Origin of the sequence: Marinobacter sp. 1-4A, assembly GCF_016597725.1 — a bacterium.
Classification (GTDB): domain Bacteria; phylum Pseudomonadota; class Gammaproteobacteria; order Pseudomonadales; family Oleiphilaceae; genus Marinobacter.
This window is the reverse complement of record NZ_VCGY01000001.1, coordinates 762069-777485: the sequence shown is the minus strand read 5'-3', so window position 1 is coordinate 777485 and position 15417 is coordinate 762069. Positions and strand designations below refer to the sequence as shown.

12 protein-coding genes are annotated in these 15417 nt (G+C 53.3%); 8 read left to right on the top strand and 4 right to left on the bottom strand.

All coding sequences use genetic code 11. From position 1 onward, the window contains the following. Positions 1–18: 18 nt before the first annotated feature. The 6 genes from ppc to FE845_RS03380 all read left to right on the top strand — a co-directional run bounded on the left by ppc (position 19) and on the right by FE845_RS03380 (position 6973). Positions 19–2664, top strand: a complete 2646-nt coding sequence (gene ppc / locus FE845_RS03405; RefSeq protein ID WP_200361759.1) for a phosphoenolpyruvate carboxylase — start codon at positions 19–21, stop codon at positions 2662–2664. Between the two features lie 62 nt (positions 2665–2726). Beyond that, the gene (locus tag FE845_RS03400; protein WP_200361868.1) at positions 2727–4100 is read left to right on the top strand and encodes an HDOD domain-containing protein; all 1374 of its coding nucleotides are present in this window, start codon (positions 2727–2729) and stop codon (positions 4098–4100) included. A 199-nt stretch (positions 4101–4299) separates the two neighbouring features. Then, positions 4300–4953 (top strand): adenylate kinase, encoded by a 654-nt coding sequence (gene adk, locus FE845_RS03395; RefSeq protein ID WP_200361758.1) that lies wholly within the window; start codon positions 4300–4302, stop codon positions 4951–4953. Between the two features lie 33 nt (positions 4954–4986). Next, on the top strand, positions 4987–5685 hold the full coding sequence (gene tsaB / locus FE845_RS03390) for a tRNA (adenosine(37)-N6)-threonylcarbamoyltransferase complex dimerization subunit type 1 TsaB (RefSeq protein ID WP_200361757.1): 699 nt from the start codon (positions 4987–4989) through the stop codon (positions 5683–5685). A gap of 77 nt (positions 5686–5762) precedes the next feature. After that, the gene (locus tag FE845_RS03385) at positions 5763–6122 is read left to right on the top strand and encodes a UDP pyrophosphate phosphatase (protein WP_200361756.1); all 360 of its coding nucleotides are present in this window, start codon (positions 5763–5765) and stop codon (positions 6120–6122) included. Further along, positions 6122–6973: a class I SAM-dependent methyltransferase gene (locus FE845_RS03380; RefSeq protein ID WP_200361755.1), complete on the top strand. Its 852-nt coding sequence runs from the start codon at positions 6122–6124 to the stop codon at positions 6971–6973. The genes FE845_RS03385 and FE845_RS03380 overlap by 1 nt, the downstream gene beginning before the upstream one ends. A gap of 37 nt (positions 6974–7010) precedes the next feature. On the opposite strand, the gene plsB is transcribed toward FE845_RS03380, so the two are convergent. Next, positions 7011–9479, bottom strand: coding sequence for a glycerol-3-phosphate 1-O-acyltransferase PlsB (plsB, locus tag FE845_RS03375; protein ID WP_200361754.1), 2469 nt, complete (start codon positions 9477–9479; stop codon positions 7011–7013). A gap of 157 nt (positions 9480–9636) precedes the next feature. Here plsB and nudC point away from each other — a divergent pair, with 157 nt between their 5' ends. Both nudC and murI read left to right on the top strand, forming a co-directional pair. Beyond that, positions 9637–10464, top strand: coding sequence for an NAD(+) diphosphatase (gene nudC, locus FE845_RS03370; RefSeq protein WP_200361753.1), 828 nt, complete (start codon positions 9637–9639; stop codon positions 10462–10464). Beyond that, entirely contained in the window at positions 10461–11288 is an 828-nt protein-coding gene (murI, locus tag FE845_RS03365) for a glutamate racemase (protein WP_200361752.1), read from the top strand. The genes nudC and murI overlap by 4 nt, the downstream gene beginning before the upstream one ends. On the opposite strand, the gene FE845_RS03360 is transcribed toward murI, so the two are convergent. From FE845_RS03360 to FE845_RS03350, 3 genes are all read right to left on the bottom strand, one after another. Further along, a complete protein-coding gene (locus FE845_RS03360; protein WP_200361751.1) occupies positions 11283–12290 on the bottom strand; it encodes a DUF2156 domain-containing protein in 1008 nt (335 codons plus the stop codon). The genes murI and FE845_RS03360 overlap by 6 nt on opposite strands. Before the next feature lie 40 nt (positions 12291–12330). Then, on the bottom strand, positions 12331–12984 hold the full coding sequence (locus tag FE845_RS03355; RefSeq protein WP_200361867.1) for a class I SAM-dependent methyltransferase: 654 nt from the start codon (positions 12982–12984) through the stop codon (positions 12331–12333). 248 nt (positions 12985–13232) lie between these two features. Then, the gene (locus FE845_RS03350) at positions 13233–15407 is read right to left on the bottom strand and encodes an EAL domain-containing protein (protein ID WP_200361750.1); all 2175 of its coding nucleotides are present in this window, start codon (positions 15405–15407) and stop codon (positions 13233–13235) included. Positions 15408–15417 lie beyond the last annotated feature (10 nt).

Below are 15417 nucleotides of genomic sequence, written 5' to 3'. Positions count from 1 at the left end.
ATTCATAAGGACGCCAATGTGACCGAGCTACACCCTGATCTCCGTGAAAATGTCCGCATGTTGGGCGAATTGCTGGGGCAAAGCATCCAGCGCTATCCCGGGCGGGAATGCTTCGAACGAATCGAAGAAATTCGAGCTGCCGCCAAATCCGACCGACGGCAGGAAAGTGGCTCCGGCCAACGGCTGGTCAACCTTCTTGGCAAGCTAAGCGATGACGAGCTGCTGCCAGTCACCAGAGCATTTAACCAGTTTCTTAATCTCGCGAACCTAGCTGAGCAATACCACGGCATTCGCCGCAAGCGTGATCATCAGTCTGATCTGATGGTTGAACCATTAGCTGGTGTTTTTGATCGCCTTAAAGACGGTGGCGTAAGTGCGGAAGCCTTGCACCAATGTGTTGCAGATATGCGTGTGGAGTTCGTATTGACAGCGCACCCTACAGAAGTTGCGCGCCGTACACTGATCATGAAATACGATGAAATGTCGGATTGTTTGGCGAGTCTGGACCACGCAGACTTGCTTCCATCCGAGCGAGAGGCGATTACAGAACGCCTGTCACGGTTAGTAGCCGAAGCTTGGCATACCGATGAGATTCGCCATGAGCGCCCCACGGCCGTTGATGAAGCCAAATGGGGTTTTGCGGTTATCGAAAACAGTCTATGGCAGGCTTTGCCGCGATTCCTTGGTGATCTGGATCGGTCACTTCAGGAGGCGACAGGCGAGGGCCTTCCGTTACAGGCATCGCCCGTGCGTATCGCATCCTGGATGGGCGGCGACCGGGACGGTAATCCCAATGTTACTCATCAGGTAACCCAGAAAGTGTTTTTGCTCGGGCGGTGGATGGCTGCGGACTTGTTTCTACGTGATATCAAGTCACTGAGAGCGGAGCTTTCCATGTGGCAGGCAAGCGATGAGCTGCGTGACCTATCTGGCGATTCCCGGGAGCCGTACCGCTATGTATTGGCAGAATTGCGGGATCGGCTTATCAAAACGCGGGATTGGGCGGAGGCTCGCGTTAATGGCGAGCCAGCTGATACCTCGGGCATACTCTTTGAGAATGAAGATCTGACGGCACCGCTAGAACTCTGTTACCGATCGCTAGTGGAGTGCGGGCTTGAAAAAATCGCCAATGGCGCTTTGTTAGACACCATTCGTCGCGCCCATACATTTGGCTTGCCCCTAAGCCGTCTCGATATTCGTCAGGAAGCGACCCGCCACGCGGAAGCGGTTGCCGAGATGGTGGAGTATTTGGGGCTTGGTGATTACCTTTCTTGGTCTGAAAAAGAGCGCCAAGTATTTTTAATACAAGAACTTCAGGGCCGCCGCCCACTGGTTCCCCGCAACTGGGAACCTTCTGAACCGGTACGGGAAGTTCTAGACACCTGCGAAGTGGTTGCGCAACAAACCCCGGAAGCTCTGGGTTCCTATGTTATATCCATGGCCAGCAAGCCGTCGGATGTGTTGAGCGTGATCCTACTGCTTCGCGAATCCGGTATGAAATTCCCCATGCGGATCGTGCCTTTATTTGAAACGCTGGATGACCTTCGCGGCGCTCCCGACAGTATGTCTGCCCTGTATGAGGTGGACTGGTATCGGGATTACTGTCAGGGGCGGCAGGAAGTCATGATTGGCTATTCAGACTCATCTAAGGATGCGGGTCAGCTTATGGCTGCTTGGGCCCAGTATCAGGCGCAGGAAAAGCTCACCCAAGTTGCAAACCGATTCGGGGTGCATCTAACGCTGTTTCATGGCCGCGGCGGAACCGTCGGCCGTGGCGGTGGCCCGGCCAACCGAGCAATTTTGTCTCAGCCACCGGGTTCCGTAAACGGTAGCTTCCGCATTACCGAGCAGGGGGAAATGATCCGATTTAAGTTTGGTTTGCCTCAGCTTGCGGTGCAGAGCTTAACGCTATATAGCACTGCGGTGATCGAGGCGACTCTGGCGCCGCCACCCGAGCCCGAAAAAGCTTGGCGCGATACTATGGACTGGCTGACGGAGCGTTCGCTCAAAGCTTATCGCGAAGTGGTTCGGGAAAATCCCGATTTTGTACCCTATTTTCGCCAAGTCACCCCGGAGCAGGCGCTGGGCAAACTGGCGCTGGGTAGTCGGCCTGCGCGTCGCAAAGCCAGTGGTGGTGTGGAAAGCTTGCGAGCCATTCCGTGGATTTTCGCTTGGACCCAGATGCGCTTAATGCTGCCCAGCTGGTTAGGCAGTGATGTGGCCTTGGAAGATGCCGCCAGAGAGGGGCGTCTGCCCGAATTGCGTGAAATGATGCAGGGGTGGCCTTTCTTCCGCACTTATGTCGACATGCTCGAAATGGTCTTGGCCAAGGCTGATTTGCGCATCGCCGGTTATTATGAAAAAACACTGTTGGACGATGACAAGCTCCGTGCCTTGGGTACCAGCTTAGGTGAACGCCTTGAAGGCTGCGTTCAGCGCCTGCTGGAGCTCAAAGAACAGCATGAGTTGCTGGAGGGCGAGCCGGCCTTTGCCCACTCCATGCGCGTGCGCAACCCATATACAGACCCCTTGCACTACCTTCAGGCGGAATTATTGAAGCGCGATCGGGAAAGCGAGGGCAAAGGCGAAGTGCCTGAGCTGGTAGAACGTGCGCTTAAGGTTACAATGGCGGGAATTTCCGCCGGTATGCGTAACACCGGTTAACACCACCGGGAACGGACAACGGGGCGCAGAATGCCCCGGCCATGGATAACAGGAGTATTCTTTTGGCTCTCGCAGCGCGACTGGAGCGGTTTTTCAATAAACAGGGTATAGCTTATCAGGAGCTGCCAATCGATAGGGCCGCCAACCTTGACGAGGCGGTGGCTACGCTTGGCCAATCCCGTCAGGACGTCATCAAAGCAACTCTGCTGATCGACATCGGTGGCATTGTGATGGTTGTTCACAGGTTTGACAGTGCGCTTGATACAGAAGCGCTCTGGCAAATGACGGGGCGCCATCTGCAACCCCTTACCGAGCAGCAGGCCTTCCGGTTATTCAGTGATTGTGATCCCGGGTTTACCCCGCCAATCGGCAATGCTTATGACTTGCCGGTGCTTGTCGATGAAGGTATTACCAGATCAGAGCGGGTTCTGTTTTCCAGTGGTACAGACCACTCGATGGTGGAGCTGGAAGGGCGGTCACTGCGCCTTGCGATGGTTGGTTCCCGGGAAGGGCATTTGGCGATTCGCGGTCCGGACAGTGATGACGCCCGGGAAGCACTGACGCTGGCAGAAGTCGCTAGCAAACTGAAAAAGCTGTACCGGCTGCCGCCCATGCCAGCACTGGCGTTACGCATTTTACGCCTAACTTCCAACACTGAGGCGACTGCGCGGGAATTGGCAGAGCTTATCGAGTTCGACCCCAGCCTAACTGCACAAGTGATGCGCTATGCGCGCTCGGCCCTATTCAACTATCCTGGTCAAATCACCTCTGTTCAGGAAGCGGTAACCCGTGTTTTGGGTTTTGATCGCGTTGCTCACATCGCAATGGGTATAGCCTCGGTTCGTGCGTTTGACGTGCCAAGATCAGGCCTTCTGGGCATGGATAACTTTTGGCGCCACTCGCTTTACTGCGCCTTCCTGTGCCAGCGCTTGGCGCCCCGCTGCGGTGCAGACAAGGGTTTGGCCTATCTCTGTGGCTTATTGCACAACTTTGGGTTGCTGTTGGTGGGCCATTTGTTCCCGGCAGAGTTCAAAGAACTCAACAGGCTTAGAGAGGCCAACCTTGAGACCAGCATGCAATCGTTGGAGCAGCAGGTATTCGGGCAGGGGAGCGAACAGGAGATTATCGCCGTAGGTCACGGCGCTATTGGTGGAATCTTGCACCGTTTATGGGAGTTGCCGGATCCTGTGGTCAAAGCCGCGGGTGTGCATCAGCAGCTGGGTTATCAAGGTGAGCATGAAAACTACGTGATGATGGTTCAGCTAGCGAATGCGCTTTTGAAGGAACGGAACATTGGCGACGAGTTTAATGCCGATGATATTCCGGCGCTACTGCGTGGGCTGCAATTGGAGCCTGCAATCGTGAATGAAATGATTGACGAGATTGATAAGGTTGCGCCGGAGCTGGACGCACTGGCATCGTCACTTATCACCTAACGGCGGTCTCTGAAGATTGGTTGTGTCCCGTTTTATAAAGATGATACGGAGGTCGACTTTCTCTGGAGTGCCTGACTTCGTATAATGCGCCATCGCCAAATCTGGCTAACACCTGTTCCGGCAGGAGAGGTTGTCGCAAAGGCATAAGTTTTTGCCACAACTTTTCAAACGATAATGACGAAAACGGGAGCACAGCGTTATGCGAATCATCATGTTAGGCGCACCAGGCGCGGGAAAAGGGACTCAGGCCCAATTCATCACCGAGCGTTTTGGGATACCCCAGATTTCTACTGGCGATATGCTGCGGGCAGCCGTTAAAGCCGAATCCGAGCTTGGCAAACAGGTGAAAGAAGTAATGGCAACGGGCGGTTTGGTGTCCGATGACATCATTATTGCGCTGATTGAAGAGCGCATTAAACAGCCGGATTGTAAAAACGGTTACCTGCTTGATGGCTTCCCTCGCACAATTCCTCAAGCTGAAGCACTCAAAGATCAAGGCATTGTTATCGACTATGTTGTCGAGATTGCTGTAGATGATGAAGAGATTGTAAGTCGTCTCTCTGGTCGTCGTGTACACGAAGGCAGTGGCCGCATCTACCACGTTAAGTACGATCCGCCCAAGGTGGAAGGGAAAGACGATGAAACCGGCGAGCCGCTGATGCAGCGTGCTGACGACAAAGAAGAGACTGTTCGTAAGCGCCTGAAAATCTATCACGACCAGACCGCGCCTTTGATCGGCTATTACCAGAATCTGGCCGAAAACCAGCCGGACGTAGCGCCTGAATACGTGCGCGTAGAAGGTGTGGGGAGTCTGGACAGCATTCGTGATCAGATTCGAGCCAGCCTCAAATAATCCACTGACCTTTTATCGAGGCCATTCACGCCTGTGAAACTTTTGGCACTGGACACCTCCTCAGAGGGCTGCTCTGCAGCCCTTTTTGTTGATGGAGAGGTTTTTGAGAAGTTTGAAATTGCGCCTAGAGGCCACACCCGTCTCTTGATGCCGATGTTGCGCGAGTTATTGACGGAGCAAGCACTCAAGCCTACCGACCTTGACGCGCTGGCGTTTGCCCGTGGCCCAGGGTCGTTTACCGGCGTTCGCATCGCTACCGGTGTGGTTCAAGGCTTGGCATGGGGGCTCGACCTTCCCGTTGTTCCTGTTTCCTCTCTGGAAACTGTGGCTCTGGGTGCCATTGAAACCTTGCAGGTAAAAGAAGGCGAAGGTATAGCTGTCGCATTCGATGCCCGCATGAGTGAGCTGTATTGGGGGTGCTTCCAAAATAGCTCGGGCCTGCCGGAGCTAATCGGTGAAGAGCGGGTCTGTGCGCCATCGCGGGTTGCGTTAGAGACTGATGTCAAAAAGTGGGTTGGCGCAGGTCATGGTTGGGCGTTCCGCGAAACCATGCCGACCGACGTTTCGGGCCGAATCAACTCGGTGGATGAAGCCATGATTCCCCGGGCTAGCTGGGTAGCGCGTTTGGCCGTTGCTAAGTTCGATCAGGGCTTAGCTGTGCCAGCGGAGCAAGCCCAACCGGTCTATATTCGTGACGAAGTTACTTGGAAGAAGCTGCCGGGGCGTGAGTAAGGCTTTTAATCCGCGCGGACTTCTTCCATACTCCAGCTAACCGCGTTTATTTCTCTGAAGCCCATGGTGCTTTGACGATGATTGGTGGTATCAACTCAGGCAATACGCTTTCCTATCAGTCGGGGACTAACAGCCCCGTGCGTGAGCGTGGTGATGTTGCCCGTTCCCCTGCGTCTGCCCCCGAGAAAACCGCCGAAGCGGCCCGCCGTGATTTAGCAGATAGCCCTAGCCAGACTGCGTCGGAGCGGAGTGTCAATGACAACCCAGCGCGCCGTGTAGAGGCCCGTCGTGCGGCTGAAGATGTGCGTCTGGAGCGCTTTCGCGCGGATGAGGTTCCTCTACCCGCAGCCCGCGCATTGTCGACCTTTGCCAGTGTAGCTGCTGCCGGGCAGGACTCTGATGGCTCGGCGCTCGCCGGAATCGATATCCTGATTTAATGTCTCGCTCCAACGGCGCAGGAGCGTCCTCCAAAGGTAAAAGCATCCCACTGGCAATAGCCAGAAGCCAACTTGGTGATGAGCGTCAGGCCATGGCTCTTGGTGCCGAACTTTCCTTACCCTACCTTGGCGTAGTGCATCCTAAAGATGTGCGACATGCAGATGCTCTGCTGTTTTTGGATGAAAACGGTTTGTGTCTTCAGGTGGCCGGTAAAGGTGCTCCGGGCCCGGTGAGGGCGGAATTTGTAACCGGCAAAATGGGATACCGGCGTGAGCACGGTGGCGGCGCTGGCCAGTTGGTGGCGCGCGCCGTGGGCTTGCAGAAAACAAAGGCGGACTTGCATGTGCTGGATGCCACCGCAGGCTTGGGGCAAGATGCGTTTGTGCTAGCTGGGCTTGGCTGTCGGGTCACTATGTTTGAGCGCAATCCTGTGATTCACGCGTTGCTGGCGGACGGGCTGGCTCGCGCAGCGTTGAATGTCGATTGCGCCCCGATCGTCGCCCGGATGACGCTTCATGTGGGTAGCAGTATCGGCTGGCTGGCTAATGCACGGGAAGAGGAAGCAGAGGTATCCCATGCAGCCGATGTGATCTACCTCGACCCTATGTTTCCTCACAGGGATAAATCGGCGCTGGTGAAGAAGGAAATGCAGGTGTTTCGAACCCTGGTGGGCGACGATGATGATTCGCCAGTGTTGTTGGAGGCAGCCTTAGCTGTCGCCAAATACCGCGTAGTGGTGAAGCGTCCGCGCAAAGCTCCGGCTATATCTGGTCCAGAGCCCGGTGCCCGGGTAGAGGGTAAGAGCAGCCGCTACGATATCTACCCAATCTGCGCCTTGCCTACACGCTAGCGCCTTGACTGTCAGGCGCCTAACTTAGACGCCTAACTCATACACCCAACATAGTGACTTGCTGAATAGCTTGGCGTTTCTCCACGCTCAACACCAGTCTGGCATCGTCCGCCACCTCATCAAGCCCCTCTCCGTAGCAGAGTAGCCCGTTATCGTCGGTAGTGAGAACGCCGTTTTTCTGCATGTTTGCGATAAAGTTTCGGAACAAGCTTTTATCGAAAAACTCGGGTGCATTCAGCCCAAACAGTATAGACATTCGCTCTGCTAGCAAGGTGCTTTGCTCTTCCAGTTCGGCTGCAGTGATCTTGCCCGTGCCGTATTTACGGAGTATGCCCAGCGCAATGTGATAACGCTCCACCATCTGGATAATGAACCGGGAAAGCACTCTCAGGCGCAGCATGGCTTCGGTGCCTTCATCCGGGCGTGCAATGCGTTCGTTATCCAGAGCCACAAGCAAGCCTTGATCGACCAGCACATCAATCCACTGATTGATCACTGCTTCTACCTCGTCGTCGTCATACTTCAGGAACAGTTCAGACTGGACATAGGGGTAGGCTACGCTGGCAAGATAAACGATTCTTTCCCGCGCCAGAGAGCTCTTGTTCTCGAACAGGCTGGCCACCAAGGCGGGAAGGGCAAACAGATGCTGGATATTATTTCGGTAGTAAGTCATCAGAATGGCATTGCTGCCTTCCAGCCCTATGATGTCGCCGAGCTTCTGCGGTTGGCGCGAAACCAGCCCCATGGACTCACAGTAGGCAACCCAGTCTTTGCCGCAGCCTTCCGGTAGGGTAACGGTTTCGGCGTAAGGAAACGCTTTCAGAAGGGTGGCATATTGATCCGCCAAACGTTCAAGTTGGCCTTCATCCATGGCCAGTCTTTCTGCGCCGAGCAATACGGTTGCGATCATACCGATGGGGTTAACGGCAACAGAAGCGTTGATGTTGGAGGCAACCCGCACTGACAGTTCGGACACGGCATCGCTCAACCACTCGGGTCGGTATTGGGAATCATAGGCCTCGTCCCGCCAACTGCTACGGACATCATCCAGAACGTCGGATAGGTGAATGGCTTCACCAAAATTCACGGAAACCCGACCGAAGGAGTTGGTGAGTTTGCGCGCTGTTTTGGCCAGCCCAAATACGCTTTCTTTCTGTTTCTTCTTGCCTCTAAGCTCGCCAAGATAGGAGCGCCCCTCCATCACCTTTTCGTAGCCTACGTATACAGGCACAAACACAATCGGCTTGCGGTGATCACGGAGAAAACTGCGCACGGTCATGGCGAGCATGCCGGGGCGTGGCTGCAGCATACGCCCGGTGCGACTGCGCCCGCCTTCCACAAAATATTCCACAGAGTATCCACGGGAAAACATAACGTGCATGTATTCGTTAAATACTGTGGCGTACAAGGGGTTGTCGCGAAAACTGCGGCGCATAAAGAAAGCACCGCCCCTGCGGAGAATGGGGCCCACAATGGGCATGTTCAGGTTGATGCCTGCAGCAATGTGCGGCGGCATCAGGCCGTTTTTATAGAGCACGTAAGACAACAGCAAGTAATCGATGTGAGAGCGGTGGCAGGGCACATAAACCACGGCGCTGTTTTGCGCGGACTCCGTTACGACACGAATATTGTTGACGGAGACACCGTTGTATATTCGGTTCCATAACCACGAGAGCAGCTTTTCAAATACGCGAATGGTAACAACTGACATATTGGCCGCTATTTCATCGGCGTATTTGTATGCGCGGGCACGGACCTTTTCCGGAGCTACGCCTTCATTGGCCGCAGTTTCTCTTATGGCTTCTTTTACTGCCTGAGTTCGTAGCAGGCCAGATACAAGCGTTCTGCGATGTGATAGGTCCGGGCCCAAAACGGCTTGTCGCACCTTACGGAAGTGGGTTCGCAAAATGCGTGCAAGTTTACGGTTAGCGCGCTCCTCACTATGGCGATGTTCTTCGATTACCTGTTTCAGAGAAAAAGGCTTGTTGAACTGCACGTACGTATTACGACCGTGCACCAGAATAATCAGAAATTTCTGCAACCTGCCGGCGACCGACCAGGTATCTGAAAGCAACAGTTTGACTAGCGACTTCTCTTTGTCTGGAGATCGCCCCCAGAAGAGAGAGACGGGAACAATCTGGACATCTTGCTCAGGGTTCTCGAGGCCGTAACGCACGAGCGCCTGAAACTCCGAGGTGGGAACCGGTGTTTGGCGCTTACGGAACGATCGGCCAATGCGGCGGTAGAGAAAAAAGAATGAGTGGGAGGGGCCATTTTTAACCGGTAGCGATGTGGTGGCTCCCGGTAACTGTGCCCGGACTACCTCTTGCTCGAGCACCAGTCGGCTCGACAACGAACTGTATTGAAGCACATAACAAACCGGTATTTCGGAGGACAATCCGAGAGCATCAACGCTGTTTCCGCTGACATCTGTCCGGACCCACAAAAACAGTATTTTCCGGAAAAAAGTCAGAATCAGGCTTCGAATACCCTGGTAAAGACGCATAAAATGTCGCTCCGATGAAAATCAGGCGCCAAGTTTACTTGGTTGAGTGAAGGCCGGAAAGCCACTGTGTCATTCTTGAAGCTCGCGACACTATGATACATTCCTGTTTGGCCTGTTTATCACTAAGGCCTGCCCATCCATAAAGGTGCGAAAGACCATGGCGACAACAACCGTTCAGTGGAGTCCCGGTTGGACTACCAAGGCGCCCGAGCCGGGTGATCTTGTGCTGATGCTGTCCGGGTCTGGTGTGTTCAAGCCGGATGACGGCTGGTTGCAGCCGTTGGAGCGCATGCCCGGGCATGCTGAGAATACGGGTTTTGTGTCTTTGGGAAGCGCCGATGGCCGTCCGGTTTTCGTGACGCAAGTGCCGGAGTCTGAATGCGCTGGTTATGATGTTGTTTCTTTGCGGGATGCTCTGTTAACGGCCAGTGATGTGCCAGCGGCGATGTTGAGTACCGGGTTTCAAGTGTGGCAATGGTTTCAGGACCACCAATTCTGTGGTCGCTGCGGCAGTGGAACAGGTTTTCATCGGCGGGAGCGGGCAAAGTGGTGCAGTCACTGCAATATCCCTTGGTACCCGCGACTGGCTCCGTGTGTGATCGTGGTTATAAGAAATCAAGATCGCTATCTTCTGGCAAAATCGTCACGTGTTAAACGGGATTTTTATAGTTTAATCGCAGGTTTCGTAGAGCCCGGCGAGAGCTTAGAAGCGGCGGTTGCCCGTGAGGTAAAAGAAGAAACCGGCCTCGACGTTACCAATATTCAATATCAGGCCTCTGAGCCTTGGCCATTTCCACACCAGTTGATGGCCGGTTTTTTCGCCGATTATGCAGGTGGCGATTTGGTTCTACAGGAAGATGAGCTGGCGGATGCTGGCTGGTTTCTACCCGGGAGTAGGCCTCCTGTGCCTCCGAATACAACGATTTCCGGGCGTTTGATTCGGGAAATGGAAAAGATGATTCTCGGTAAAGAGATTAAGCCTTGAGTGAGTATGAGGCGCCCAGAGTTTTGATTTTCGATTCCGGTGTTGGCGGGCTGAGTGTTGCGGCTTGTGTGCACAAAAAGCTACCGCATGCTTCCATTGTGTACCTCGCCGATAACGCCGCCTTCCCCTACGGTAGTCAGCCTGAATCTGTAGTGATTGAGCGCTCTTGCAGGCTCATTGTGAAGGCGCTTGAGCAGTACCCTTGCGACGCTATTGTCGTTGCATGCAACACAGCCAGCACGGTCGCTTTGCCGCACTTAAGGGCGCTAACACATGTGCCAGTTGTTGGAGTGGTGCCAGCGGTTAAGCCTGCCGCAGCCTGCACGCAGAATCGGCGCATAGGCATTCTTGCCACGCCAGCAACAGTGCGCCGACCCTATCTAGATGAGCTGATTCAGGAGTTTGCATCCCATTGCAGGGTTGAGCGCTTGGGTCACCCTGACCTTGTGCAGTGGGCGGAAGACTTGGTTCGAGGGTTGGCAGTGCCACAAGCCGAGCTCAATAGTGTGCTGGCGGGCCTGCGTGACGCTGATGTAGATACCGTGGTTCTTGGGTGTACCCACTATCCGCTTTTACTGGACAGCCTTAAGCTGAGTTTGCCTCAGGTGAAATTCTGGGTGGATTCCGGGGAGGCTATTGCCCGCCGTGTTGCGTCGCTTTTAGCGCAAGCGAACAAGCCTGTCGATGCAATTAGCGACCACAGGACGCTGCCTGTGCCTGTGGCGCTCTTCTCCGGCAAACCCCCGGAGGGTATTGCCCGCTTTATGGCTGAGCTGAGTCTGCAGCCAAAGAGGGTTATCGGGAATTGGCCGGGTAGCTCATAGCACTTGAGTGAGTTTGAACATGGCAAGGAACTCCAAGGCCGGTATGCTCCGTTTGTGGCAGCAGTAGGTTTTGAAATTGTCGCCCCGGAACCGTGATTTGGTAAATTCCAATCCTTTGAAGTTATAAATAAAGTTTCCTCTGTTGTAGAGGCCGTGGAAGATTCGCTTCAAAAGCTTACTTTCCTGATGTTCTGTGGTGGCATCAAGAGACAGAGGGATAAGACCCAGATCCAGATAAGGAACGCCTTCGGCTTTGAAAGCATCCATCGCGTGGGCCATAAGGGTATAAAAAATACCTTGTTTAAAGTCAGCGTTTGCGCGGGAGATGTTAGGCACGTAACTGATGATTTCGTTGTTGCGGTAAATGGGGTCAAAGTAAATAAAGCCAACCGCCTTGCCATCTTGATACGCGTAGAAATGGCGTTCATTCTCCCGATAATCCATTTCCATAGGGCGAATGAGAAAGCGTATCTCGTTACTCTTGCATTTCCGGGTGCGAATCCAGGCTTCTGAAATTTCTCGGGTGTGGTCGTCACTGAAGCGTTCCTGAACGGTAATTCCGCTTTTCTCGGCCTGATTTAGTGCCGTGCGCAGAATCTGCTTTTTCTTGCCACTGAGGGACCATTTGCCTAGATCGATCCGTGACTCGCTTCCAAACTGTGTTCCGTAAAGGCCAAAACGCTGGTGCAAAAAGTCCACAACCGGTTTGGAGACCTGAACATAGGAAGCATTTGGAAAACGCTTCTGAAAAAGTTCAAGAATTGGTCCGAAATTTTCGGGTGCGCAAACCGGGTCGGAAAGGACAATGGTCGCACCCCACTTACGCATGTAGGCCATATAACCCACATCGGGCACGTCGAAATACTGCATGTCTGGCTGTAGGGTAGAGAAGGATTGAGAGTGGCCACCAAACCTTTTCAGGTAAGTCACTCTTTCACTGAAGGTAAATTCAGTGTTTTCAAATTCTGAGCTTTGGTCGAGTGTAAGAATTTGATCTGACATAGTGATTCTCCCCGGTTGTTATTGTTTTGCAGGTGCTGAGCTATGCCTGCTTGCGGCCGAGAATGGACCAGTAACAGTCCATGTTCATCAATTTGAAGTGCTTTTTCTCTGTAACCTCAAGACCCAGACGCCGCATGTGTTCCGGGTAGTTGTAGATTTTGTGGAAGGCATTGTTAGCAAATAGCCAGAAGGTGAACACGGCCATATACCAATACAGCTTTTTGAATGTGCGCGAGAACAGGTTGCCGGTGGGGTAGCAGAAGTCGCCCACAACAATGCTGGCATCTGCTTTACCCAGTTGGATTAGGTGTTCCAGAACTTTCACCATCATTCCTTCTTCAAAAACATTGAGGAAGAAATTGGCAACAACCATGTCGTACTGGCCGACTTCGTCTACCTTCATGATATCGCTGTGAATGCGGCGAATGGTTAGGTGGGGTGCCTCGCTCTCTTGGGCTTCGCCGAACTTCCGTAACATGGTTTCTGACAAATCAACAACCGTAACATCTGCGCCAAGTTCAGCCGCACGTATCGCATCCCGGCCATGGCCAACGCCAGCAAAAAGAATGCGGTCGCCGGGCTTCACTGTTTCCACCTCTAGCATGGCGGTTTTGCAACGGTGGATGTTCTTGCCGCTGTATAGGTTGCTGAGGAAATCGTATACGGGGCCGATGTAGCGGTACTTGTCGCGCATAGAACTGCTGCCTGCTCTTGATTGCTTTGATGCTGCCACCGTTATTGTCATTTTTGCTCTGCCCATAGGTTCAGAGCGCTTCGGTGGCTAAGACCTTGGGATTTTTGAGTTTAATGAACAGGGTAGGAGAAATATGTGCCGCAATGCGCATTTCGGGATACACAACTTAACGCAACGCAATACTTTGCAAACAACATCAAGGTTTGGGTTAGGAGTGTCAGACAATAAAGGATGGTCGTACCGAAAAATCAGCCAGATACGGCATTTTGAAGCCGTGTTTGTATGAGTAATTTATCGATATCCGCGGCGGACTGTGCCGAGCCGTAGAAAAAGCCCTGAACTTGGTGGCAACCGAGAGCCCGTAAGTACTCAAGCTGTTTATTCGTTTCCACGCCTTCGGCGATGATTTCCAATTTTAGACCATGAGCCATGGCCACAATGGCGTTTACAATGCATGCATCGTCGGCTCCATTGCGAATGGCTTTAACGAAGGATTGGTCGACTTTCAGAGTGTGGATGGGCAACCGGTGTATGTAGTTGAGCGATGAGTAACCCGTGCCAAAATCATCAATAGCGATACGGACATGCATAGCTGCCAGCTCGCGGAGCTTTTGGCTGATCTGCTCCAGATCATTCATGATCACATTTTCGGTAATCTCGATTTCCAGATTGCCGGGGGGGAAATGGTTGGCATTAATTCGCTCCATAAGGGTTTCCACAAACCGAGGGTGCTCCACTTCAATGGGAGAGAGGTTAACAGCCAAACGCAGGTCACTGTGGCCAGAGCGGATCCAGGGGCCAACATCTTGGCAGGCTTGATTTAGAACCTGCTCGCTCAATTGGCCAATCAGCTTGGTTTCTTCCGCAAGCCCTAAAAAGTCCCGAGGGTAGAGTAGGCCCCGTTCAGGGTGCTGCCAACGCACCAGAGCTTCAAGCCCCACAATACGGTTTGTGCTAGCGCAAACCTGTGGTTGATAAAATACTCGCAACTCCCCCCTTTCAAGCGCCATGCGCAGGTCTCGTTCCAAATTCAGGCGATGAGTGCTGTCGATGCTCATGCTTTCTGAGAAAAAGCGATAACTGTCTTTGCCCCGAGCCTTAACGTGATACATGGCGATATCGGCATTTTGGATCAGTTGATCCATGTTATTTCCCGCTTCTGGATATACAGCGATCCCGATACTGACCCCGATGAACACCTGATGTTCGCCAAGTTGGAAGGGTGCCTTGAGCGTTTTGATTAGCTTTCTCGCGATCTGGCTGACATCGTCTTTGCCATGGATTGAGGGCAGTAGTAGCGTGAACTCGTCCCCCCCGAAGCGCGACAAAGTGTCGCCTTTGCGCAAACATCCTTCCAAACGTTGGGTTACGGCTTGCAGCAATCGATCGCCCATCGCATGGCCAAGGGTGTCGTTAATAACCTTGAAACGATCAAGATCAAGAAACATCACGGCGAGCTTTTGCTTTGCGCGGCGCGCATGGGTAATGGCTAACTCCAGACGATCTTTGAATAGGGCTCGATTCGGTAAGCGTGTGAGCAAGTCGTGATAGGCCTGAAAGTTGATAAAAGCTTCAGCTTCTTTGCGTTCAGTAACGTCTCTAGCCGTTCCGTAATAGCAGGCCTTCTGCCCACTACCACCGCCTTGAGTATCGCTATTGTAGGTCCAAGATTGGGGCGCAATTGGGAAGGCTGTCACTTCGAAATACCGGTTTGCGCGCCTGCTACCGCGAGTTTTAAGACGTATTTCTAGCGTGCGTGGGTTGTCCGCGCTTATATCTGGTGCATTGAGAGCGTAGGTGCCTTTGGCAACGTCCCGATCGTCGAGTATGTGCCGAAAGTGTTTACCGCAAAGCTCAGCCGGCTTGTACCCCAGCAGACTTTCAATTTTGCTGTTGATAAAGCAGAAACGGCCATGGGCATCAAGCATGAAAACGATGTCGGGCGAGCTGTTTACGATGTAACGGTGCAGAGCTTCAGATTTTTCAAGGCGCCCCTGTACGTCTTCATGGGCTTTAAGGAGGGTTTGTTTTCCAACTACGCCTTTTACTATGGCAAGGAGTTCTTCAGGATCATAGGGCTTGCGGATGTAATCCAGAGCACCACGCCTTAGGGCGCGGCTGACTGCTGTAAACGAGCTTTCGCCGCTGATTACGATAACTCCGCATTCCGGTTGCCGGTTCTCAAGGTGCGCCATAACGGCAAAACCATCTACCTCAGGCATGCGTAAGTCGATCAGCGCGAGGTCATAGTGCGAAGTGTCTGCTAATTCACAGGCTTGTTTTCCGCCATAGGCCTCGGTGACATCATAACCACAACCGCTTAGCAGCGAGGCTAGCGCGCTCACCAGTCGTGGCTCGTCATCAACCACCAAAATGCGCGCTGCCTCGGACGGGGAGGTCCTCTTGGTTAGCTCTGATGCCATCGGTTTGAGT

Bases quoted from the DNA above. Each gene is read 5' to 3' on its own strand.
- adk (WP_200361758.1), top strand. From the start codon at position 4,300: ATGCGAATCATCATGTTAGGCGCACCAGGCGCGGGAAAAGGGACTCAG.
- FE845_RS03385 (WP_200361756.1), top strand. From the start codon at position 5,763: ATGATTGGTGGTATCAACTCAGGCAATACGCTTTCCTATCAGTCGGGG.
- FE845_RS03380 (WP_200361755.1), top strand. From the start codon at position 6,122: ATGTCTCGCTCCAACGGCGCAGGAGCGTCCTCCAAAGGTAAAAGCATC.
- plsB (WP_200361754.1), bottom strand. From the start codon at position 9,479: ATGCGTCTTTACCAGGGTATTCGAAGCCTGATTCTGACTTTTTTCCGG.
- nudC (WP_200361753.1), top strand. From the start codon at position 9,637: ATGGCGACAACAACCGTTCAGTGGAGTCCCGGTTGGACTACCAAGGCG.
- FE845_RS03360 (WP_200361751.1), bottom strand. From the start codon at position 12,290: ATGTCAGATCAAATTCTTACACTCGACCAAAGCTCAGAATTTGAAAAC.
- FE845_RS03355 (WP_200361867.1), bottom strand. From the start codon at position 12,984: ATGCGCGACAAGTACCGCTACATCGGCCCCGTATACGATTTCCTCAGC.
- FE845_RS03350 (WP_200361750.1), bottom strand. From the start codon at position 15,407: ATGGCATCAGAGCTAACCAAGAGGACCTCCCCGTCCGAGGCAGCGCGC.